Source organism: Mycobacterium bohemicum DSM 44277, assembly GCF_001053185.1.
Lineage (GTDB): Bacteria > Actinomycetota > Actinomycetes > Mycobacteriales > Mycobacteriaceae > Mycobacterium > Mycobacterium bohemicum.
In genome coordinates this window covers 33879-55515 of the sequence record NZ_CSTD01000005.1, presented here as the reverse complement: position 1 = coordinate 55515, position 21637 = coordinate 33879, and the positions used below count along the sequence as shown (strand labels likewise).

Here is a 21637-nt window from a genome sequence, read left to right as displayed (position 1 = left end):
AATGCCCAAATCCAAGGTTCGCAAGAAGAACGACTTCACCGTCGGCGCGGTCAGCCGCACGCCGGTGAAGGTCAAGGTCGGACCGTCCAGCGTGTGGTTCGTGGCGCTCTTCGTCGGCCTGATGCTGATCGGCCTCGTCTGGCTGATGGTGTTTCAGCTCGCGGCCGTCGGAAGTCAGGCTCCGGCGGCCCTGAATTGGATGGCCCAACTCGGCCCGTGGAACTACGCCATCGCGTTCGCCTTCATGATCACCGGCCTGTTGCTCACGATGCGCTGGCACTGAGCGCGGCCCCACGGGTATTGAATTCATTTCGGTGTCGGCGTTTTACTGGGCCAGCAAAGTTGGTGGCACCCAATCACACGCGTGTTATTTATCCCCACTGTTGATAGCGCTTGTGGATAACCCCATCGACGGTGGTCGGAGGGGGTAGGTAACCCATGCAGCAAACCCAGTGGGAGCCGCGCACGGCCGGAATCGCAGGTTGTGCGGTTGTCGGCGTGGCAATGGCTATCGCCAGTGTGACCGTCCTCACAGACGCGCCGGGCCGGGCGCTGGCCGGGATTGCCGCGGCGGGCCTGGTGTTGTTTGCGGGCGCCACGTGGCGTGCCCGCCCGAAACTGGCAATTACCCCCGACGGCCTGGCCATCCGGGGCTGGTTCCGGACGCAGGTATTGCGTGAATCCGACATCAAGGTCATCCGGATCACCGAGTTCCGCCGCTACGCGCGCACGGTCCGGCTACTCGAGGTGGAGACGGTTTCCGGGGGCTTGGTGCTCTTCTCCCGGTGGGACCTCGGGACGGACCCGCTGCAGGTGCTCGACGCGCTCACCGCCGCCGGCTACGCGGGCCGCAAGCGGCGCTAGCGGCTCAAGAGATCGTGATCGACTCGATGACCACCGGCTCGGTGGGGCGGTCGTTGCCGTCGGTGGCGGTGGTGGCGATCGCGTCCACCACCTTCTGCGACTCGGGGTCGGTCACCTCGCCGAAGATCGTGTGGCGCCGGTTCAGGTGCGGGGTCTTGCCCACCGTGATGAAGAACTGCGACCCGTTGGTGCCGGGTCCCGCGTTGGCCATCGCCAGCAGATAAGGCTTGTCGAACTGCAACTCGGGGTGGAACTCGTCGGCGAACTTGTAGCCCGGGCCGCCGCGACCGGTGCCGGTCGGGTCGCCGCCCTGGATCATGAATCCCTGGATCACCCGGTGGAAAACCGCGCCGTCGTAGAACGGGCCGGACGAGCCGCCGGAGGCGTTCTGGGTCGAGTATTCCTTCGTACCCTGCGCCAGGCCAACGAAGTTGGCGACGGTCTTGGGCGCGTGGTTCCCGAACAGGGCGACCTTGATGTCGCCGCGGTTGGTGTGCAGGGTGGCGGTGGCGGTCTGATAGGCGCTATTGGTCACGGCAGCCAAGTCTGCCATTGCCCGCCGATCCGCCCGCACCGGGTGCCGCTGCCGGCCGGGACGGCGGCGGAAACCGCTGTGAGTGCAATGATGAGGCGTTCGGGCGAGCGGCAGAAAGGCGGCAGATGGGCACGCAGACGGGTTCGAGGCTGACGCCGCGGCAGCGGCTGGCTCGCGGGCTGACGTACTCGACGGTGGGTCCGGTGGACGTCACGCGAGGGGTGGTGGGGCTCGGCGCCAAGTCCGCTCAGTCGGCCGCCGCACAGCTCCGCCGGCGCTATCAGGAGGGCCGGTTGGCCCGCGAGATCTCCACCGCCCAGGAGACGCTCGCCCAGGAGCTGGCCGCCGCGCAGGAGGTGGTCGCGGGTCTGCCGCAGGCGTTTCAGGACGCGCGCCGGTCGCGGCGGCGTCGTCCGAGGCCGTGGGTGATCGCCGGGGCGGCCGTGGTGGTGCTGGGTGGCGGCGCCGTCGCGTTCAGCATCGTCCGGCGCTCGATGCGTCCGGACCGCGAGGAACAATCGCCGCGGCCGCCCAGCGTCGAGGTGCAACCGCGTCCGTAGCTGCCTCAGTCCGCGTGCCAGACGACGTTGAGCACGTTGCCGTCGGGCGCTCGCACGAAGAAGCGGCGCACGCCCTCGTATGCCTCCCCTCACCGATCGGCGGGCGACGCTTCGCCGGCGTCTATTTGTGGAGCCTAGGGGAATCGAACCCCTGACACCCGCCTTGCAAAGGCGGTGCTCTACCAACTGAGCTAAGGCCCCTCGTGGTGACCGGCCGGCTGATCGGCCGCCACGTGCCAGACCTCGACCCCGCGTCGTGACCGCACCACCGCCGCCGCGACGGCGAGCACCGCCAGTGGCACCGCGAGTCTCACGCAACGTCTGGACGGGCACATGGTTGTGGGCCTAGGAGGACTCGAACCTCCGACCTCTTCGTTATCAGCGAAGCGCTCTAACCGCCTGAGCTATAGGCCCGAATGCGCATACGGACGAGCGCCGAGATTACCGCAATCGGCGCCCCACCCCCAAAATCACCGCCATCACCGCTAGTCGCGGTCGGCGAGCGTGACCTCGATGCCGCCGATGAGGTCGGTGGTCAGGTTGTAGACGAACGCCGCAATGGTGGCCATGGCCGTCAGCAGCACGATGTTGACCAGGCCGATCAGGACGGCGCCGCCGAATATCGTGCCGGTCGAGATCAGCTCGCTGTTGCTGCCGCTGGTGTTGTTCAGCAGGTCCCCGACGTTGCTGTTCAACTTCGCCCACACGCCCATGCCGCCCAGCACCAGATACAGGAACGCCACGGCGATCATCCACACGAAGAACAGGGCCACCGACAGCAGCAGCGACACCTTCAGCGTGCTCCACGGATCGATGCGGCGGATCTGCATGCTGGCCCGCACCGGCCCGCGGCCCCGCCGGGCCACCTGGACGCGGCTCTCCCGGGCCTCGGTGGTCGCCGAGCGCGCCGGCCCCGTCGCGGCGGTCGGCTCCGGGCTGCGCTCGGGCGGGGTGGGGCGTTGCGCAGCGCGCGGAATGGGGCCCGACAGGTCGGGCAGCTCGCTCGCGTAGGCCTCCCCGGGCGGGCCGTCCGAACGCGCGGGCCCGCCGGAACTCGGCGCCGCGGAGCCGGAGATGAAGCGGTTCAGCCGGGCATCGGCACCCGAGGGGGGTGCCGGCCGGGCCGCGGACACGATTCCCTCCGTCCTGAATCCGGCCGGCCTGTGCGGGCGTCGTGCGGTGGTGCGCACCGGCGCGGTCGGCCGACCCCTCCCCATTGGGGCTGTCGCCCTGGTTGGGGGCGCCCGGCTCGTTCGGTGAGCTCACCCCGACTCCTTACCTCTGCTGCCGGTCCGTCCAAGCGGCGGCCGTCGCATCATGCGCATTATGTCTGGTCGGGCTGAGTCTAGTTGCCGCGGCGGCGGCCCGGGCCGCCGCTTACCCCGATCGTGACCGCTTAGCTCTCCGGCTCCGCGCCGCCGTCACCGTCCGCGATCGCTTCGTCAGCGATTTCCTCGGCGTTGCGGGCGATGGCCAACAGGGTGTCGCCCTCGCCCAGGTTCATCAACCGGACGCCCTTGGTCTGCCGGCCGGCCTTGCGGACCTGGCGCGCGGCGGTGCGGATGACGCCGCCGCCGGAGGTGATCGCGTAGAGCTCGCTGTCCTCGTCGACGATCAGGGCGCCGACCAGCCGGCCGCGCCGGCGGTCGTACATGACCGTCAGGACGCCCTTGCCGCCGCGGCCCTGCACCGGGTACTCCTCGATCGCGGTGCGCTTGGCGTAACCACCGGACGTCGCGACCAGCAGGTAGGTGCCTTCGCGGACCACATTCAGCGACAGCAGCCGGTCGTCGGCGTTGAACCGCATCCCCTGGACGCCCGAGGTGGCCCGGCCCATCGGCCGCAGCGCCTCGTCGGTGGCCGAGAACCGGATCGACTGCCCGTTGGCGGACACCAGCAGCAGGTCGTCCTCGGACGAGCACAGCACCGCGCCGACGAGTTCGTCGTTGTCGCGCAGGTTGATCGCCACGATGCCGCCGGAACGGTTGGAGTCGAAGTCGGTCAGCTTGGACTTTTTCACCAGGCCGTTCTTGGTGGCCAGCACCAGGTACGGCGCATCCTCGTAACCGCGGATCTGGATCACCTGGGCGATGCGCTCCTCCGGCTGGAAGGCAAGGAGATTCGCGACGTGCTGGCCGCGGGCCGTGCGGGAGGCCTCCGGCAGCTCGTAGGCCTTGGCCCGGTAGACCCGGCCCTGCGTGGTGAAGAACAGGATCCAATCGTGGGTGGACGACACGAAGAAGTGCGCGACGATGTCGTCCTGCTTGAGCCCGGCGCCCTGCACGCCCTTGCCGCCGCGTTTCTGGCTTCGGTAGAGGTCGGTCTTGGTGCGTTTGGCGTAGCCGGTTTCGGTGATGGTGACCACGACGTCCTCGCGGGCGATCAGGTCTTCGTCGTTGACGTCGCCGTCGGCCGCCACGATGCGGGTGCGACGGTCGTCGCCGTGCTTCTCGACGATCTCGCCGAGTTCGTCGCGCACGATCCCGCGCTGGCGCTCGGGTTTGGCCAAAATGTCTTCCAGGTCGGCGATTTCGGCCTCGATCTTGGCGAGGTCGTCGACGATGCGCTGGCGTTCCAGGGCCGCCAGGCGACGCAGCTGCATGTCCAGGATGGCCTGGGCCTGGATCTCGTCGATGTCGAGCAGCTCGATCAGCCCGGCCCGGGCGATCTCGACGGTCTCCGACGCCCGGATGAGGGCGATGACTTCGTCCAGCGCGTCGAGCGCCTTGACCAGACCGCGCAAGATGTGCGCGCGCTCGTTGGCCTTGCGCAGCCGGTAGGTGGTGCGCCGCACGATGACGTCGAGTTGGTGATCGACGTAATGCCGAATCATCTGGTCCAGCCGCAGGGTTCGCGGCACGCCGTCGACGATCGACAACATGTTGGCGCCGAAGCTGGTCTGCAGTTGGGTGTGCTTGTAGAGGTTGTTGAGCACCACCTTGGCCACCGCGTCGCGCTTGATCTCGACGACGATGCGCAGCCCCACCCGGTCGCTGCTCTGGTCTTCGATGTTGGCGATGCCCGCGAGCCGGCCGTCGCGCACCTGCTCGGCGATGGAGGTGATGAAGTTGTCGTGGTTGACCTGATACGGCAACTCGGTGATCACCAGCGAGGTGCGGCCGCGCGAATCCTCTTCCACCTCAACGACTCCGCGCATCCGGATGGAGCCGCGGCCGGTCTTGTAGGCGTCGGAGATCCCCTGGCTGCCCACGATCAGTCCGTGGGTGGGGAAGTCGGGGCCCTTGACCCGCTCCATCACCGCGGCCAGCGTGGCCTCCTCATCGGCCTCGTGGTTTTCCAGGCACCAGAACACCGCCTCGGCGAGCTCACGAAGGTTGTGCGGCGGGATGTTGGTCGCCATGCCCACCGCGATGCCGCCCGAACCGTTGGCCAGCAGGTTGGGGAACCGGCTGGGCAGCACCGTCGGTTCCTGCACCCGGCCGTCGTAGTTCGGGATGAAATCGACCGTCTCCTCGTCGATTTCGCGCAGCATCTCCATGGCCAGCGGAGTCAGCCGTGCCTCGGTGTAGCGCATCGCCGCCGGCGGGTCGTTGCCCGGTGAACCGAAGTTGCCCTGCCCGTCGACCAACGGGTAGCGCAGCGACCACGGCTGGGCCATGCGCACCAGGGTGTCGTAGATCGAGGCGTCGCCGTGCGGGTGGTAGTTGCCCATGGTTTCGGCGACCGACCGCGCCGACTTGGCGTGGCTGCGGTCGGGCCGGAACCCGGAGTCATACATCGCGTAGAGGACCCGGCGGTGCACGGGCTTGAGGCCGTCGCGCACCTCGGGCAGCGCGCGGCCCACGATCACGCTCATCGCGTAGTCGATGTAGCTGCGCTGCATCTCCTGCTGGATGTCGACGGGTTCGATGCGGTCGCCGGCCTCGTCGCCCGGCGGCAGCGTGGTGTCAGTCATCTGGTCCTCTTCGGCGTTGGTCTGATGCGGCGGACGCTAACGTCACTAACTAACGTCGCTAAACATCCAGGAAGCGAACGTCTTTGGCGTTGCGGGTGATGAAGCTGCGGCGCGCGTCGACGTCCTCGCCCATCAGGATGGAGAACAGCTCGTCGGCGGCCGCGGCGTCGTCGAGGGTGACCTGGCGCAGCACCCGGACCGACGGGTCCATGGTGGTTTCCCACAGCTCCTTGGCGTCCATTTCGCCCAAGCCCTTGTAACGCTGGATGCCGTCTTCTTTGTTGATCTTCTTGCCGGCCTTCAGGCCGGCCTCCAGCAGGCCGTCGCGCTCGCGGTCGGAGTAGGCGAACTCGGGCTCGGAGCGCTGCCACTTCAACTTGTACAAGGGGGGCTGTGCGAGGAACACGTGGCCGTTCTCGATCAGCGGCCGCATGAACCGGAACAGCAGCGTCAGCAGCAGCGTCGAGATGTGCTGGCCGTCGACGTCGGCGTCGGCCATCAGCACGATCTTGTGGTAACGCAGCTTGGTCAGGTCGAACTCGTCGTGGATCCCGGTGCCCAGTGCGGTGATGATGGCCTGCACCTCGGTGTTCTTCAGCACGCGGTCGATGCGGGCCTTCTCGACGTTGATGATCTTGCCGCGCAGCGGCAGGATCGCCTGGAACATCGAGTCGCGGCCGCTCTTGGCCGAGCCGCCGGCCGAATCGCCTTCCACCACATACAGTTCGGACTTTCGCGGGTCGGTGGAGCGGCAGTCCGCGAGCTTGCCCGGCAGGCCGCCGAGGTCGGTGGCGCTCTTGCGGCGCACCAGCTCGCGCGCCTTGCGCGCCGCGATCCGCGCTTGCGCCGACGACACCGCTTTGTTGACAACGGTTTTCGCCTCGGTGGGGTTGGCCTCGAACCAATGGGTGAGTTGTTCGTTGCAGACCTTCTGCACGAACGACTTCACCTCGGTGTTGCCCAGCTTCGTCTTGGTCTGGCCCTCGAACTGGGGTTCGGCGACCTTCACCGAGATGACGGCCGCCAGGCCCTCGCGGATGTCGTCGCCGGTCAGGTTGGCGTCCTTCTCCTTCAGCAGCTTCTTGTCTTTGGCGTACTTGTTGACGACCGACGTCAGCGCGCTGCGGAAGCCCTCTTCGTGCGTCCCGCCCTCGTGGGTGTTGATGGTGTTGGCGAAGGTGTGGACGGACTCGGAGTAGCCGCCGTTCCACTGCATGGCGATCTCGACCTCGTGCCCGGTGCCTTTCCCGTCGAAGTCGATGACGCTCTGCTGGATCGGGTTCTTGGTGCGGTTGATGTGCTTGACGAAATCGACCAGGCCGCCCGGGTAGTGGAATGTGCGGTGCTTGACCTTGTGCGGCGCTTTCGATTCCGCCGCCTTCTCCTCGGCGGACTTGGGCGCCTCGGCGGTGTCGCTGACCACCTCGTCGACGACCTCGTCCTGCTCGACGCGTTCGTCGGTGAGGTTGATGGTCAGGCCCTTGTTGAGGAACGCCATCTCCTGCAGGCGCCGGGCCACCGTCTCGAAGTCGTACTGGGTGGTTTCGAAGATGTCGGGGTCGGCCCAGAACCGGATGGTGGTGCCGGTCTTCTTGGTGGCCTCGCCCTGCTTGAGGGTGCCCGGCACGGCGCGGTCGTAGTACTGGAACCACTCGTATCCGTCGCGCTGGATGCTGACCTCCAGCCGGGTGGACAGCGCGTTGACGACCGAGACGCCGACGCCGTGGAGCCCGCCGCTGACGGTGTAGCCGCTGTTCTCACCGCCGAACTTGCCGCCGGCGTGCAGCTGGGTCATCACCACGTCGACGGTCGGGGCGCCGGTGGAGTGCATGGCGACCGGGATGCCGCGGCCGTCGTCGGCGACTTCCACGCTGCCGTCGTCGAGGAGCCGCACGTCGACCTTGGTGGCGTAGCCGGCCATCGCCTCGTCGACGGAGTTGTCCACGACCTCCCAGATCAGGTGGTGCAGACCACGCTCACCGGTGGACCCGATGTACATGCCGGGGCGTTTGCGGACCGCCTCCAGCCCTGCGCGCGCGCCGCGGCGCGCGCCTCCTCGAGGGTGCGTCGCACCAGATCGATGCCGCTCGGCCCGCTCGGCGGCCGCAAGGCCTCGAGGTCCTCGTCGTCCGCCCCGCTCACGATCGCACGACCGAAATCCGCCCGGAGTCACCGTCGCGCAGGTCGATGTGGATTCGCCTGGCCGCCCATCCCTCCGGGATGTCGTCCTCGACCGCCGCCGTCACCAGGACCTGCTCGGCCGATTCGGCCACCGTGGCCAGCGCGCGCCGCCGCGCGCTGTCGAGTTCGGCGAACACGTCGTCGAGCAGGAGCACGGGCTCACCGCCCTCGTCGCGGAGCAGCTCGTAGGCCGCCAGGCGCAGCGCCACGGCGAAAGACCACGATTCGCCATGGCTGGCAAAGCCTTTCGCGGGTTGGTCGCCCAGGCGCAATTCCAAGTCGTCGCGGTGCGGACCCACCAGGCACATTCCGCGTTCGAGTTCGGCGGCGCGGCGTTCGGACAACGCGGCCAGCAGCGCGGCTTCGAGGACTTCGCTGTCCGCGCCCGCGATGTCGGCGCCCAGGCTGGCCCGGTAGGTGATGGCGGCCGATCGGGACCCCGGCGCCAGCAGTTGATAGGCCTTTTCCACCTCGGGCGACAGCTGGTTCACCAGCTCCAGGCGGGCCGACATCAGCTGGGCTCCATGCTCGGCGAGCCGGGCGTCCCAGACGTCGAGGGTGTCCAGGGCGCCCGGGTCGCTTCGGTGTCGAGCGCCCGACACAGATTTCAGCAGGGCGGTGCGCTGCCGCAGGACCCGGTCATAGTCGGCGCGGACCGCCGCGATCGTGGGCCGGCGCAACGTCGCCAGGTCGTCGAGGTATCTGCGCCGGTCCGCCGGATCCCCGCGGACCAGGGCCAGGTCTTCCGGCGCGAACAGCACCGCCCGCAACACCCCGAGGACCTCACGCGTGCTGCGCACCGGAGAACGGTTGAGCCGCGCCTTGTTGGCGCGTCCGGTGGTGATCTCCAGGTCGATCGCGCATTCCCTGCCCTCGTTCACGACGATGGTGGAGATCACCGCGCGGGCCTCGCCCGCGCGGATCAGCGGCGCGTCGGTGCCCACCCGGTGTGAGCCGAGGGTGGCCGAATACCACAGCGCCTCAACCAGATTCGTCTTCCCGAAGCCGTTGGGCCCGACGAACACCGTCCGACCCGGCTCCAGTTCGAGGTCGGCGTGTGCCCAGGACCGGAAATCGCGCAGTCCCAGCTGGCGGACGTACACCTAGCCGGGCAACCGGACGGGCATCAACAGGTAGACGTAGTCCGTCGGCGAGGCGGAGAAGGGGCCACCACCGCTCGGCTGATCGTCATCGCCGGCCGGCCGCAACAGAGCCGGCTTGCCCGGGGTGGTGAAACCGAAGGACACCCGGTCGGAATGCACCGACGCGAGGCCGTCGGTGAGGTACGTCGGGTTGAACGCGATCGTCAACGGCTCTCCGACGAAGTCGACCGCGAGATCTTCTTCGGCGCGACCGACGTCATCGGCGCCCGCGGACAGCCGCAGCATGCCGTCGCCGAACTCCATGCGCACCTGCGCGCCGCGGTCGGCCACCAAGGCCACCAGCTTGATCGCCTCGGTCAGCTCGGCGACGTTGATCGTGGCGACGGCCGTGTGTTCGGCCGGCAGCAGCTGGCGGAACTTCGGGAACTCCGCGTCCAGGAGCCGGGTGGTGCTGCGCTTGCCGTTGCCGCTGATACCGAGGAGCCCCTCTTTTCCCACCCCGGTGCCGGCGCCGAGCGACAGCCGAACTTCGGATCCGTCCGCGCCGGCCTTGGCCGCCTCGGCCAACGTCTTGGCCGGGACGAGCACCGCGGCCTCGACGTCCGGTGACGACGGGGCCCAGGTCAGCTCGCGAACCGCCAGCCGGAACCTGTCGGTGGCGGCCAAGACGACCTTGTCCCCGGAAATCTCAACCCTGATCCCCGTCAGCATCGGCAGCGTGTCATCCCGGCCGGCCGCCACGGCGACCTGGCCGATCGCCTCGGCGAAGAGGTCGGCGGGCAACATGCCGGTCTCTTCGGGCAGGGTGGGCAACGTCGGGTAATCCTCCACCGCCATCGTCGGCAGCGAGAATCTGGCGTTCCCGCACGTCAGCGCGACCCGATTGCCGTCGACATAGAAGTCGACGGGTTTGTTCGGCAACGCCCGGGTGATGTCGGACAACAACCGGCCGGACACCAAAACGCTTCCCGGAGAAGCGATTTCGGCGGCAACCTGGGCCTCGGCGGATACCTCGTAGTCGAATCCGGAGATGGTGAGGCCCTCATCCGAGCCCGTCAACAGGACACCGGAAAGGACGGGGACCGCCGGCCGGGCCGGAAGGTTGCGCGCCACCCACGACACCGCGTCGGCGAAGGACTCCCGCACCAAACGGAACTTCAGATCGGTGAGGCCAGCTGTCGTCGTCGCCGCGTCCATAGCGTCCCTTCACCTACCAAGAGTTCACGATTGTGTGACCGGCCTGCCGTGACCGCAACGGCAGTCGAAGAACAACCGTAGATCGTCTTAGGCCATCTTGAAAGCTAGTCCATCCGGGCGACAAGCGGGCGCGACGACCCGGTCACGGCGGGTTGTGCGCGGTGCGTCCCCAGAGCCTTCTTTGAAGAGAAACACCTTCGGATAGATCTCAGTAACAGTAATAAGGGCTGTGCATCCTGGGGATGATCCGACCTTGATGCAGCTAGGGGAGCCGTCGCAGTGTGCATGACGGCGTGGACAGGGGTGTGCGGCCCCGTCGAGCCGCTGGGGATGATCGAGCGCTGTGTACCCAGCCGTTGTTGTTGCACTCCCGTTCAAGGCGTTGTGCACAGGAGTTCACACAACGTCACCGTGTGGCTGGTGTGACAGGGGTGCGTAAAGTTTTTTGAAAGAAAGTTGGCGAACGGCCGGCGGTCAGCGCTTGGAGCGCTGGCGGATGCGGGTGGTGAGCTCCTTGACGTGATCGAAGACCTCACGTCGCTCGGCCATCTCGGACAAGATCTTTCGCTGCGCGTACATCACCGTGGTGTGGTCGCGACCGAACGCCTGGCCGATCTTGGGTAGGGACAAGTCGGTGAGTTCGCGGCACAAATACATCGCGATCTGGCGCGACTGGGCCAGCGCCCGGGTCTTGCCGGGCCCCCGTAGTTCTTCCACCGTGGTGTCGAAATACTCCGCGGTGGCGGCCATGATGGTCGCCGCACTGATCTGCATGGTGCTGGCATCGGCGATCAGGTCGCGCAACACGATCTCGGCCAGTGACTTGTCGATCGGGGTCTTGTTGAGCGAGGCGAACGCGGTGACGCGGATGAGGGCTCCCTCGAGTTCGCGGATGTTGCGCTCGATGCTGCTGGCGATGAGTTCCAACACGTCGTCGGGGACCGCGAGCCGCTCCATCTGCGCCTTCTTGCGCAGGATGGCGATGCGGGTCTCGAGCTCGGGTGGTTGCACGTCGGTGATCAGGCCCCACTCGAACCGCGTCCGCAGCCGATCCTCCAGGGTGGCCAGCTGTTTAGGGGGCCGGTCGGAGGAGATCACGATCTGCTTGTTGGCGTTGTGCAGCGTGTTGAACGTGTGGAAGAACTCCTCCTGGATGCCTTCCTTGCCCTCGATGAACTGGATGTCATCGACCAGCAGCACGTCGACGTCGCGGTAGCTGCGCTTGAACGCGACCTTGCGGTCGTCACGCAGCGAGTTGATGAAGTCGTTGGTGAACTCTTCGGTCGAGACGTACTTGACCCGCATGCCCGGAAATAGCCGCTGGGCGTAGTTGCCGGCGGCGTGCAGCAGGTGGGTCTTGCCGAGGCCGGATTCTCCCCAGATGAAAAGGGGGTTGTAGGCGCGGGCCGGTGCTTCGGCGATCGCCAGGGCGGCGGCATGGGCGAACCGGTTGGAGGCGCCGATGACGAACGTGTCGAAGGTGTAGCGGCGGTTGAGGCTGGCCTCGGTCGTGACGGCCGAGTCGGCGTGCCGCGCGCGCTCGGTGAAGTAATGCGGCCAGCTCTGCTCACCCGCGCCGGCCGTTTCCTCACCGTCGTCACCGTCGTCGAACTCGGCGGCCTCCTCGGCGGCGGTGTCGTGCCCGGCGAACGTGTCGGTCGGGGGGACAGGGTCGGCCGGAACGGCGGGTTCGGCGTCCGCGTCCGGGGGGGCGATGCGCACGCCGAGCTGTATCTGCTGGCCGAGGCGGCGGCTCAGGGCGTCGGTGATGGGTGCGCGCAGGTGGCGTTCGATCTCGTTCTGCACGAAGCTGCTCGGCACGGACAGCAGCGCGAAGCCCTCGACGATGGTCAGCGGTCGAACCAGATTCAGCCAGGCGCGCTGTTGAGGGGTCAGCGGATTGATGAGTGTCATGCGGTTTACCGGGGCTCCGTCCGCGGTGGCCTCGCCGTTGAGCTCGGAGACGACCGCGTTCCACACGGTGCTGAAGCCGGACCCGGGGTCATCGGCCAACGACGCATCTCCCTGGTTCTCGCACATGGGTCGGAACTACGAACGACGCTAGACGACAAAGGCAACTGTCCACATAGTTATGCACAGGTGTGGACAAGGATGATCGTAAGCGAGCCGCAACCTATCGGCGACGGCACGAGATCCCCGTGCTGAAGAAAACCCGTTCGAGGTCGTCTACGCAGCTAGTCGATCCGCCATCCTCGCTTCGTTGTCGAGCGCCGTTCAAGTCTAAATTGACCTTGGCAGAAGCTAACAGTTTTCCGTGCGGCTGCCAACAGTTCTGTTCCATTCCAACAGAGTTGTCTAGGGTCTTTCGGCCCGGGTCGACTTCGGGCCGCCCCGACGGGGGACGCGAAGCGGATCCGGGCCGTCATGGTGCGGGTGCGTTGGCGCAGGCCAGGTTTGACCCAGCCGAGCCGCGTCAGTACCCTCAAACAGTCGCCCGAACGTCGGCGATACGGCTGCGACCCATGGATGGGGACCGCGCCGGCCAGCGAGCAAAGTACCACCCCCCGATCGACCCGTAGACCCACCGGCCTGCGAGCGAGCGGATGAGTGGAACGACTTGAGCGAGACACAACGAGGAGAACGTCGTGGCCAAGGGCAAGCGGACCTTCCAGCCGAACAATCGCCGGCGAGCCCGCGTGCACGGTTTCCGCCTGCGGATGCGCACCCGGGCCGGGCGTTCCATCGTGGCGAACCGGCGGCGCAAGGGTCGTCGCGCGCTGACTGCCTGATCGCAACGCCGGGTTTTGGCGGTGCTTCCCGCACGCAACCGGATGAGGCGGTCGACGGACTTTGAGGCGACGGTGAAGAGTGGCATCAAGGCTGTTCAGCCCGACCTGGTCGTGCACGTCCGGCCGGGCAGGCCCGAGGACGAAGGTGGCGCTCCTCGGGTGGGTCTGATCATCTCCAAGCCGGTCGGGTCGGCCGTTGAACGCCATCGGGTCGCGCGCCGGCTGCGTCACGTCGCCCGCACCATGTTGGGGGACCTTCACGAATCGGACCGGGTGGTGATCCGGGCGTTGCCGAGTAGCCGCAACGCGTCGTCCGCGCGCTTGGAACAGCAGGTGCGGCGCGGGTTGCGCCGCGCGGCCCGGCCGGTGAGCGCGCCGACCGCGCCGCGAACGCTGCTGCAGAACGCCTCGGCGGCGGCGGTGCGAGGCGTGGTCTACCTCATCCAGCTCTACCGGCACATGGTGTCGCCCCTTCGGCCACCGACCTGCCGCTTCGTCCCGACGTGCAGCCACTACGCCGTCGATGCACTGACCGAATACGGCTTGATCCGGGGAAGCTGGCTGGCGGTGGCCCGGCTCGCCAAGTGTGGCCCGTGGCACCGCGGCGGGTGGGATCCCATTCCGGACCGCCCGGGCCGCCAAGACGCGAGCGTGACCGAGGACCGCCCGGCCGCGCGAGGGGAGAGTGAGTCTCTTGTTTGATTTCTTCAGCCTCGACTTCGTCTACTACCCGGTGTCGTGGATCATGTGGGTCTGGTACAAGCTCTTCGGGGCGCTGCTAGGGCCGTCGAACTTCTTCGCGTGGGCACTGTCGGTGATGTTCCTGGTGTTCACTCTGCGGGCGCTGCTGTATCAGCCGTTCGTCCGGCAGATCCGGACCACGCGGCAGATGCAGGAACTCCAGCCGCAGATCAAGGCGCTGCAGAAGAAGTACAGCAAGGACCGGCAGCGGATGGCTCTGGAGATGCAGAAGCTGCAGCGGGAGCACGGCTTCAATCCCATCCTTGGCTGCCTGCCGATGCTCGCCCAGATCCCGGTGTTCATCGGCCTGTATCACGTGCTGCGGTCGTTCAACCGGACCACCGGCGGCCTGGGTCAGCCCCACCTGTCGGTGGCGCAGAACCGGGCCACGGGAAACTACGTATTCACCGCGGCCGACGTCGGCCACTTCCTGGACGCCAACCTGTTCGGGGCGCCGATCGGTGCGTCCATGACCCAGAACTCCGGGTTGGACGCGTTCACCATCTTCAGCCGTCCGGCCGTGATCGCGGTGGGCGCGCCCATCATGATCCTGGCCGGCATCGCGACGTACTTCAACAGCCGCGCCTCGGTGGCCCGCCAAAGCCCGGAGGCGGCGGCCAACCCCCAGACCGCGATGATGAACAAGCTCGCGCTGTACGTCTTTCCGCTCGGCGTGGTCGTCGGCGGGCCGTTCCTTCCGCTGGCGATCATCCTGTACTGGTTCTCGAACAACATCTGGACGTTCGGCCAGCAGCACTACGTGTTCGCGATGATCGAAAAAGAGGACGAGGCCAAGAAACAGGAAGTGATCGCCCGACGGGCGGCCAACGCGCCGGCGCCGGGAGCCAAACCCAAGCGCACGTCGAAAGGCGCGGGCGGGACGGGATTGTCCGGGGGCGCCGACGACGCGGCAGCCGAGGCATCCGACGGGCTCGCCGAGAACGGCGATGACGAATCCGACGCCGCGGTTCAACCCGGCAAGGCCAACCCGCCGGCACGCGTCGACGGCCCCACCAACCGGACGCCGCGTCCGGGCGCACGGCCCAAAAAGCGCAAACGCTGAGGGCCCCACAGCTTCAACGGGGACGCCGTGACAGACGACCCCAAATTGGGCACAGGCCCGGGAATCGAGGGAGAGAAAAGACATGACCGACGCCGATACCACCGAGCGCAACCTTGACGAAGACGTCGATGCCGCCCCGCCGGCTGAGGCGGTCGAGGACGCCGCGCCGGACGCCGACACGGACGCCGACGCGGATGGCGACACGGACGCCGACCACACCGACGACCTCGAGGAGCGATTGGTCGCCGAGGGGGAGATCGCCGGCGACTACCTCGAAGAGTTGTTGGATCTGCTGGACTTCGACGGCGACATCGATCTGGACGTCGAGGGCAACCGCGCGGTCGTGAGCATCGACGGCGGCGAGGACTTGAACAAGTTGGTCGGACGCGGGGGCGAGGTGTTGGACGCGCTGCAGGAGCTGACCCGGCTGGCGGTGCACCAGAAGACCGGGGTCCGTAGCCGCCTGATGCTCGACATCGCGAGTTGGCGGCGCCGGCGCCGCGACGAGTTGGCGGCCCTGGGCGAGAAGGTCGCCCGGCGGGTGCTGGCCAGCGGAGAACGCGAAGAGTTGGCTCCGATGACGCCGTTCGAACGCAAGATCGTGCACGACGCCGTGGCCGCGGTCGACGGGGTGCACAGCGAAAGCGAGGGCGCCGAGCCGGCGCGCCGCGTCGTCGTGCTGCATGACTGACCGAGTTACAGCCGTGTAGTTCCGACCCGCGTCGCGGTGGACGAAGGATGTTTCACGTGAAACATGTCGAGCCGGTCGGCCAGGCCCCGCCGGGCAGCGTGGTCGCGGGGCCGGCGCCCGAGGCGGCGTCCAGGGCGTTCGGGGACCGCCTCGACGTCGCCCGCAGATACGCGGACGCGCTCGCGGACGCGGGCGTGGCGCGCGGCCTGATCGGGCCACGCGAGGTCGAGCGCCTCTGGGACCGCCACCTCCTCAACAGCGCCGCCGTCGCCGAACTCCTCGAACCGGGGGAGCGGGTGGTCGACATCGGCAGCGGGGCGGGGCTGCCCGGCATACCGCTGGCGATCGCGCGCCCGGATCTCGACGTCGTGCTGCTCGAACCCATGCTGCGGCGCAGCGAATTTCTCACCGAGGTCCTCGGGCAACTAGGGTTAGCCGTCGAGGTGGTGCGCGGCCGGGCCGAGGAAAAGTCGGTGCGGGAGCGGCTTGGTGACGCCGACGTGGCGGTGTCGCGAGCGGTGGCCTCGTTGGACAAGCTGACGAAGTGGAGTATGCCGTTGCTACGGCCGGGCGGGCGGATGATCGCGATCAAGGGTGAACGGGCGACCGGCGAAGTCGGAGAACATCGGCGTGTGATGGCTGCGGCCGGCGCGGTTGATGTCAGGGTAGTGACATGTGGCGCGGACTATTTGCGGCCCCCCGCAACGGTCGTTTTGGCCTACCGCGCGGCGCCGAAGCGCGGCGCGGCGGTGGGGAAGGGCAGGGCACGATGAGTTCGCCACAGGACCGTGGCGAGGCGGAGCCGCAGGGCCACCACCCGCCGTCGGGCACGTCCGTCGCGCAGGAGGCCGCCGCGCCGCCGGCCCCCGCCCAGCCCGGGGCGACCGCGGATGTTTCACGTGAAACACCGGACGAATTCGACACCCCGATCGGCGCCGCCGCCGAGCGCGCGATGAGGGTCATCCACACCACCTACGAACCGCTGCGCCGCCCGGGCCGGCGGCGGGTCTTCACCGTCGCCAACCAGAAGGGCGGGGTCGGCAAGACGACCACCGCGGTTAACCTCGCCGCCGCCCTCGCCGTCCAGGGCCTCAAGACCCTGGTCGTCGACCTGGATCCCCAGGGCAACGCGAGCACCGCCCTGGGCATCGCGGACCGCCAATCCGGGACTCCGTCGTCGTACGAGGTGCTGATCGGCGAGGTCCCGCTGAAGGACGCGATACGCCAGAGCCCGCACAGCCAGCGGCTGTTCTGCGTGCCGGCGACGATCGACCTGGCCGGCGCCGAGATCGAGTTGGTCAGCATGGTGGCGCGGGAGAACCGGCTACGGACCGCCCTGGCCGACCTCGACGCCCTCGACTTCGACTACGTGTTCATCGACTGCCCGCCGTCGCTCGGCCTGCTGACGATCAACGCGCTCGTCGCCGCGCCCGAGGTCATGATCCCGATCCAATGCGAGTACTACGCGCTCGAGGGCGTGTCCCAGTTGATGCGCAACATCGAGATGGTGAAGGCCCACCTGAACCCGCGGCTGGAAGTCAGCACCGTGATCCTGACCATGTACGACGGGCGGACCAAGCTCGCCGATCAGGTGGCCGAAGAGGTGCGCCGCTACTTCGGTGCCAAGGTGCTGCGCACGGTGATCCCGCGCAGCGTCAAGGTTTCGGAGGCCCCGGGCTACAGCATGACGATCATCGACTACGACCCCGGCTCACGCGGGGCGATGAGTTATCTCGACGCGAGCCGCGAGCTCGCCGAGCGCGCCGATCACCATTCCTGAAGGGACGACGATGACGCAGCCGTTACGCAAGAAGGGCGGCCTCGGCCGGGGCCTGGCTTCGCTCATTCCGACCGGTCCGGCCGAAGGCGACTCGGGCCCGGCGACGCTGGGCCCGCGGATGGGAGACGCCGCCGCGGACGTTCTGATCGGCGGTGCCGCGCAGGCTCCCGCCGCCATGGGTGCGGTGTATCGCGAGATCCCGCCCACCGACATCGAGCGCAACCCGCGTCAGCCGCGGCAGGTGTTCGACGAAGAGGCGCTGTCGGAACTCGTCCACTCCATCCGCGAGTTCGGCCTGCTGCAGCCGATCGTGGTGCGGGCGGTCACCGGATCCCCGGGCGGCGCGCGCTACCAGATCGTGATGGGGGAGCGGCGGTGGCGGGCGGCCCAGGAGGCGGGGCTGGCGACCATCCCGGCCATCGTTCGTGAGACCGGTGACGACAACCTGCTGCGGGACGCCCTGCTGGAGAACATCCATCGGGTGCAGCTCAATCCGTTGGAGGAGGCGGCGGCCTACCAGCAGCTGCTCGACGAGTTCGGCGTCACCCACGACGAACTGGCGTCCCGCATCGGCCGCTCCCGGCCGCTGATCAGCAACATGATCCGCCTGCTGAAGCTGCCGATCCCGGTGCAGCGCCGGGTGGCCGCGGGCGTCCTGTCGGCCGGCCATGCCCGTGCGCTGCTCTCGCTGGAGGCCGGCCCGGAGGCGCAGGAGGAACTGGCCAGCCGGATCGTCGCCGAGGGCTTGTCCGTGCGGGCCACCGAGGAGGCGGTCACGCTGGCCAACCGGGGCGACGCGGCCACGCCGGCACCCCCGCGCCGCAAGCCCATTCAGATGCCGGGTCTGCAGGACGTCGCCGAGCGACTGTCCAACGCCTTCGACACCCGGGTGACGGTCAGCCTCGGCAAGCGCAAGGGCAAGATCGTGGTGGAGTTCGGCTCGGTCGACGATCTGCAACGGATCGTCGACGCGATGACCGACGCAAAGGCCTGATGCAGGACACCGTTTAATTACGTCACTGTGACGACGACGTCGTTCAAGGGCGCCCGCGGCTTGCTGCGGACACCGAAACTCCACGGAAAGCCGATGCACCCCAAGCCATTTCGGGCGTCCAGCCACCCGCGACCGCCCGGCCGCCGGCGTTTGGCGCCGGGCGCGGGCCGGCCCCGCGAAAGTTGGGCCGAACCGCGCGAACTCTCCTATCCTGGAGGGGTTGCTGGTGCAGTCGGCCGCAGTACCGCACAGAGGCCAGGAGGCTAGTGTCCGCTCGAATCATGCCGCTGCGGCTCGAGGCCTTCGAGCAGCTTCCCAAGCATGCGCGCCGCTGCGTCTTCTGGGAGGTCGATCCCGCCACCCTCGGCAACCACGGCCACCTCGCCGACCCCGAGTTCGAAAAAGAGGCGTGGCTGTCGATGGTGATGCTGGAGTGGGGGTCGTGCGGTCAGGTCGCGACCGCGATACCCGACGAACGCAGCCAGGCCGAACCAACCTGCCTGGGATACGTCCTCTACGCCCCGCCCGGGGCGGTCCCGCGCGCGCAGCGCTTTCCCACCGCGCCGGTGTCGCCGGACGCGGTGCTGCTGACATCGATGGGGATCGAGCCGGGGCCGGCCGCCCAGGATCTGCCCGAGGGCAAGAAGGTGCTCGAGGTCAGCTGCGGTCACGGCGGGGGAGCCTCATACCTGACGCGCAGCCAGCACCCGGCGTCATACACCGGCCTCGTCTTGTCGCCGGCGGGCTGGTGCTGTCCTTCGATCTGGCCGTCAGTCACCGCACCAGGATAGGTCGGTTGCGCGCCGCTACGGCTGGCCGGGAAGCAGCCGCACCATCAGGCCATGGCCCTCGGCCAGCACCGCGTCGTCACCGTCGACGAGTTCGGCGGCGACGAAGGCCTTGCGCCCCTCGGTGCCGGTGACCCGGCCGCGCACCGCCAGCGGGGCGTCGATCGGGGTGACTTTGCGGTAGTCGACGTGCAGGAACGCGGTCCGGCTGATCGGCCGGCCCGCGGCGTGCGAAATCATCCCGAACATGTGGTCGAACAGCAGCGGCAACACGCCGCCGTGCACGGCGTGATTGCCGCCGACGTGGAACCGGCTGAAATGACCGGTCATCTCCACCCCGTCCGGCGCGTACCGGGTCAGCGTCCACGGCGGCAGCAGCAGGCTGCCCATGCCCGGCAGGTCGGGCGACCGGCCCGCCGGCGCCTTGCCCTCGTCGGCCTCGAACGGGCCGAGCAGCTCGACCAGGGCCGCGACGCGGTCGGCGGCTTCGTCCCAGACGGCGTCCCCGGGGTCGGCCGACACGGCGAGGTCCTGCAACCGGCGCATGGCCGCCACGAAGCGGCCGAACCCGGGTCCCGGGCTGGCCGGGCCGTATTCGGGGAATCCGCCGTGGTGCTCATAGTCGGGGTCGAGTTCTTTGGGATCGGCCTCGTGATCGGTCACGGGCGAGCCGCCAGGACGTCGCGGCGCACGATGGTCTGATCACGCCCAGGACCCACGCCGATGCACGAAATATGCGCTCCGGCAAGCTCTTCCAGCCGCAGGACGTAGTCGCGGGCCTTGGCGGGCAGGTCGTCGAATTCCCGCGCGTCCGAGATGTCCTCCCACCAGCCGGGCAGCTCCTCGTAGATCGGCTCGGCGCGGTGCAGGTCGCTCTGGGTCATCGGCATGTCGTGCGTGCGTTTGCCGTCCACCGCGTAGCCGACGCACACCGGCACCGTTTCCAGGCTGGACAGCACGTCGAGCTTGGTCAGGAAGTAATCGGTGATGCCGTTGACGCGGGTGGCGTAGCGGGCGATGACGGCGTCGAACCAGCCGCAGCGGCGGCGCCGGCCGGTGGTGACGCCGAACTCGCCGCCGGTCTTGGACAGGTACTCGCCGCTCTCGTCGAAAAGTTCGGTCGGGAACGGGCCGGAGCCCACCCGGGTGGTGTAGGCCTTGAGGATGCCGAGCACGGCGGTGATGCGGGTGGGGCCGATCCCCGAGCCCACGCACGCCCCGCCGGCGGTCGGATTCGAGGACGTGACATAGGGATACGTGCCGTGGTCGACGTCGAGCAGCGTGCCCTGCGAGCCCTCCAGCAACACCGTTTCGCCGTCCTCGAGCGCGGCGTTGAGCAGCAGCCGGGTGTCGGCGATGCGGTGGGAGAACCCCTTGGCCTGCGCCAGCAGCGCCTCGACCACCTGGTAGGGGTCCAGCGCCTTGCGGTTGTAGACCTTGACCAGGATCTGGTTCTTGAGTTCCAGCGCGGCCTCGATCTTGTGGGTCAGCTGCTCGGGGTCGAGCACGTCGGCGACCCGGATCCCCATCCGGGCGATCTTGTCCTGGTAGCACGGCCCGATGCCGCGGCCCGTGGTGCCGATCTTCTTGCTGCCCATGTAGCGCTCGGTGACCTTGTCGATCGCCACGTGGTAGGGCATCAGCAGGTGGGCGTCGGCCGAGATCAGCAGCCTGGAGGTGTCCACGCCGCGGTGTTCGAGGCCCGCGAGCTCGTCGAGGAGCACGCCGGGGTCCACCACCACGCCGTTGCCGATCACGTTGGTGACGCCGGGCGTCAGCACCCCGGACGGGATCAGGTGCAACGCGAAATGTTCGCCGCTGGGCAGGACGACGGTGTGGCCGGCGTTGCCGTCGTCGTTGTCACCCATCCGCCCCAGTGTCCGATACGCACCGGCCGTCGGCCACGGAGCCCCGGCCACCGGCGTCGAGATAGCCGAGCAGCCCGGCCAGCCGCACCCGGGCGCGGGCGCAGCGGCTCTTGACCGTGCCCTCGGCGACGCCCAGCAGCGCGGCGGTGTCGGCGACCGAGTAGCCCTGCATGTCGACGGCCACCACCGCGGCGCGCTGCTCGACGGGCAGCCGCATCAGGGCGCGGTGCACCGTGATCGCGGTGTCGACTTCCGATGTCCGGTCGGCCACCGGGTAGACGTCCTCGAGCGGTGCGGTCGGGTGGGCCTTGGCGCGCCGCAGCCGGTCCAGGCAGGCGTTGACCACGATGCGGTGCAGCCAGCTGCCCACCGCGGCGTCGTGCCGGAACGCCCCGGCGCCGCGGTGGGCGGAGAGCATCGCGTCCTGCAGCGCGTCTTCGGCGTCCTCGGCGGTGCGGGTGGTGAGCCTTGCCAGCCGATGCAGCTGCCGCTGGTGTCGGCGGAACAGCTCGCCGAACGCGTGCCGGTCCCCGGCGACGTGGGCCGCGAGCAGCTCGGCGTCGCTGCGTTGCCGTTGGACGTGACCCCCGAAACCCACCGCCGGAC

The 21637-nt window shown here is 68.4% G+C and carries 20 protein-coding genes, 2 tRNA genes and 4 pseudogenes; 12 read left to right on the top strand and 14 right to left on the bottom strand.

Going from position 1 to position 21637, the window contains the following annotated elements; all coding sequences use genetic code 11:
* Window position 1 precedes the first annotated feature (1 nt).
* On the top strand, window positions 2-283 hold the full coding sequence (gene crgA, locus BN971_RS20130) for a cell division protein CrgA (RefSeq protein WP_085179788.1): 282 nt from the start codon (window positions 2-4) through the stop codon (window positions 281-283).
* A gap of 155 nt (window positions 284-438) precedes the next feature.
* Entirely contained in the window at window positions 439-864 is a 426-nt protein-coding gene (locus BN971_RS20125; RefSeq protein ID WP_085179789.1) for a PH domain-containing protein, read from the top strand.
* 4 nt (window positions 865-868) lie between these two features.
* Here BN971_RS20125 and BN971_RS20120 read toward each other — a convergent pair whose 3' ends face one another.
* A complete protein-coding gene (locus BN971_RS20120) occupies window positions 869-1417 on the bottom strand; it encodes a peptidylprolyl isomerase (RefSeq protein ID WP_085179790.1) in 549 nt (182 codons plus the stop codon).
* A 107-nt stretch (window positions 1418-1524) separates the two neighbouring features.
* Here BN971_RS20120 and cwsA point away from each other — a divergent pair, with 107 nt between their 5' ends.
* The gene (gene cwsA / locus BN971_RS20115) at window positions 1525-1959 is read left to right on the top strand and encodes a cell wall synthesis protein CwsA (RefSeq protein WP_085179791.1); all 435 of its coding nucleotides are present in this window, start codon (window positions 1525-1527) and stop codon (window positions 1957-1959) included.
* A 128-nt stretch (window positions 1960-2087) separates the two neighbouring features.
* Here cwsA and BN971_RS20110 read toward each other — a convergent pair.
* From BN971_RS20110 to dnaA, 10 genes and pseudogenes are all read right to left on the bottom strand, one after another.
* Window positions 2088-2160: transfer RNA gene (locus tag BN971_RS20110), tRNA-Ala, on the bottom strand.
* A 139-nt stretch (window positions 2161-2299) separates the two neighbouring features.
* Window positions 2300-2373: transfer RNA gene (locus BN971_RS20105), tRNA-Ile, on the bottom strand.
* A gap of 71 nt (window positions 2374-2444) precedes the next feature.
* The gene (locus tag BN971_RS20100; RefSeq protein WP_428978069.1) at window positions 2445-3092 is read right to left on the bottom strand and encodes a DUF3566 domain-containing protein; all 648 of its coding nucleotides are present in this window, start codon (window positions 3090-3092) and stop codon (window positions 2445-2447) included.
* 58 nt (window positions 3093-3150) lie between these two features.
* Window positions 3151-3225, bottom strand: a pseudogene (locus tag BN971_RS26880) (hypothetical protein); the annotation flags it as partial.
* Window positions 3226-3355: 130 nt separating this feature from the next.
* Window positions 3356-5875, bottom strand: a complete 2520-nt coding sequence (gene gyrA / locus BN971_RS20095; RefSeq protein ID WP_085179793.1) for a DNA gyrase subunit A — start codon at window positions 5873-5875, stop codon at window positions 3356-3358.
* Window positions 5876-5933: 58 nt separating this feature from the next.
* Window positions 5934-7901, bottom strand: coding sequence for a DNA topoisomerase (ATP-hydrolyzing) subunit B (gene gyrB, locus BN971_RS20090; protein ID WP_211704231.1), 1968 nt, complete (start codon window positions 7899-7901; stop codon window positions 5934-5936).
* The gene (locus BN971_RS25185) at window positions 7832-8017 is read right to left on the bottom strand and encodes a hypothetical protein (protein ID WP_170322206.1); all 186 of its coding nucleotides are present in this window, start codon (window positions 8015-8017) and stop codon (window positions 7832-7834) included. The genes gyrB and BN971_RS25185 overlap by 70 nt, the downstream gene beginning before the upstream one ends.
* On the bottom strand, window positions 8014-9159 hold the full coding sequence (gene recF / locus BN971_RS20085; RefSeq protein ID WP_085179796.1) for a DNA replication/repair protein RecF: 1146 nt from the start codon (window positions 9157-9159) through the stop codon (window positions 8014-8016). Before recF ends, BN971_RS25185 begins: the two co-directional genes overlap by 4 nt.
* Window positions 9160-10356 (bottom strand): DNA polymerase III subunit beta, encoded by a 1197-nt coding sequence (gene dnaN, locus BN971_RS20080; RefSeq protein WP_085179797.1) that lies wholly within the window; start codon window positions 10354-10356, stop codon window positions 9160-9162. It abuts the gene before it with no gap.
* Window positions 10357-10830: 474 nt separating this feature from the next.
* Window positions 10831-12369, bottom strand: coding sequence for a chromosomal replication initiator protein DnaA (dnaA, locus tag BN971_RS20075; protein ID WP_085179862.1), 1539 nt, complete (start codon window positions 12367-12369; stop codon window positions 10831-10833).
* Between the two features lie 593 nt (window positions 12370-12962).
* On the opposite strand from dnaA, the gene rpmH reads away from it, so the two are divergent.
* From rpmH to BN971_RS20030, 9 genes and pseudogenes are all read left to right on the top strand, one after another.
* Window positions 12963-13106, top strand: a complete 144-nt coding sequence (gene rpmH, locus BN971_RS20070; RefSeq protein ID WP_085179798.1) for a 50S ribosomal protein L34 — start codon at window positions 12963-12965, stop codon at window positions 13104-13106.
* Window positions 13107-13127: 21 nt separating this feature from the next.
* Window positions 13128-13463 (top strand): annotated as a pseudogene (rnpA, locus tag BN971_RS20065) (ribonuclease P protein component); the annotation flags it as partial.
* Window positions 13464-13472: 9 nt separating this feature from the next.
* Window positions 13473-13808 (top strand): membrane protein insertion efficiency factor YidD, encoded by a 336-nt coding sequence (gene yidD / locus BN971_RS26010; RefSeq protein WP_308203833.1) that lies wholly within the window; start codon window positions 13473-13475, stop codon window positions 13806-13808.
* Window positions 13792-14910, top strand: coding sequence for a membrane protein insertase YidC (yidC, locus tag BN971_RS20055; RefSeq protein ID WP_085179799.1), 1119 nt, complete (start codon window positions 13792-13794; stop codon window positions 14908-14910). The genes yidD and yidC overlap by 17 nt, the downstream gene beginning before the upstream one ends.
* A gap of 82 nt (window positions 14911-14992) precedes the next feature.
* Complete coding sequence (locus BN971_RS20050; RefSeq protein ID WP_085179800.1) at window positions 14993-15601, top strand: Jag family protein; 609 nt, start codon at window positions 14993-14995, stop codon at window positions 15599-15601.
* A gap of 47 nt (window positions 15602-15648) precedes the next feature.
* Window positions 15649-16374: a 16S rRNA (guanine(527)-N(7))-methyltransferase RsmG gene (rsmG, locus tag BN971_RS20045; protein WP_085179801.1), complete on the top strand. Its 726-nt coding sequence runs from the start codon at window positions 15649-15651 to the stop codon at window positions 16372-16374.
* Window positions 16371-17395 (top strand): annotated as a pseudogene (locus BN971_RS20040) (ParA family protein). The gene rsmG and the pseudogene BN971_RS20040 overlap by 4 nt, the downstream one beginning before the upstream one ends.
* Window positions 17392-18375: a ParB/RepB/Spo0J family partition protein gene (locus BN971_RS20035; RefSeq protein ID WP_085179803.1), complete on the top strand. Its 984-nt coding sequence runs from the start codon at window positions 17392-17394 to the stop codon at window positions 18373-18375. The pseudogene BN971_RS20040 and the gene BN971_RS20035 overlap by 4 nt, the downstream one beginning before the upstream one ends.
* Before the next feature lie 266 nt (window positions 18376-18641).
* Window positions 18642-19013, top strand: a pseudogene (locus BN971_RS20030) (acetyltransferase); the annotation flags it as partial.
* A 168-nt stretch (window positions 19014-19181) separates the two neighbouring features.
* Here BN971_RS20030 and BN971_RS20025 read toward each other — a convergent pair.
* The 3 genes from BN971_RS20025 to sigM are packed head-to-tail and all read right to left on the bottom strand — an operon-like array spanning window position 19182 to window position 21629.
* Entirely contained in the window at window positions 19182-19826 is a 645-nt protein-coding gene (locus BN971_RS20025) for a PaaI family thioesterase (RefSeq protein ID WP_085179459.1), read from the bottom strand.
* Window positions 19823-21094, bottom strand: a complete 1272-nt coding sequence (locus BN971_RS20020; RefSeq protein WP_428978070.1) for an adenylosuccinate synthase — start codon at window positions 21092-21094, stop codon at window positions 19823-19825. Before BN971_RS20020 ends, BN971_RS20025 begins: the two co-directional genes overlap by 4 nt.
* The gene (gene sigM, locus BN971_RS20015) at window positions 21024-21629 is read right to left on the bottom strand and encodes an RNA polymerase sigma factor SigM (protein WP_085179809.1); all 606 of its coding nucleotides are present in this window, start codon (window positions 21627-21629) and stop codon (window positions 21024-21026) included. The genes BN971_RS20020 and sigM overlap by 71 nt, the downstream gene beginning before the upstream one ends.
* Window positions 21630-21637 lie beyond the last annotated feature (8 nt).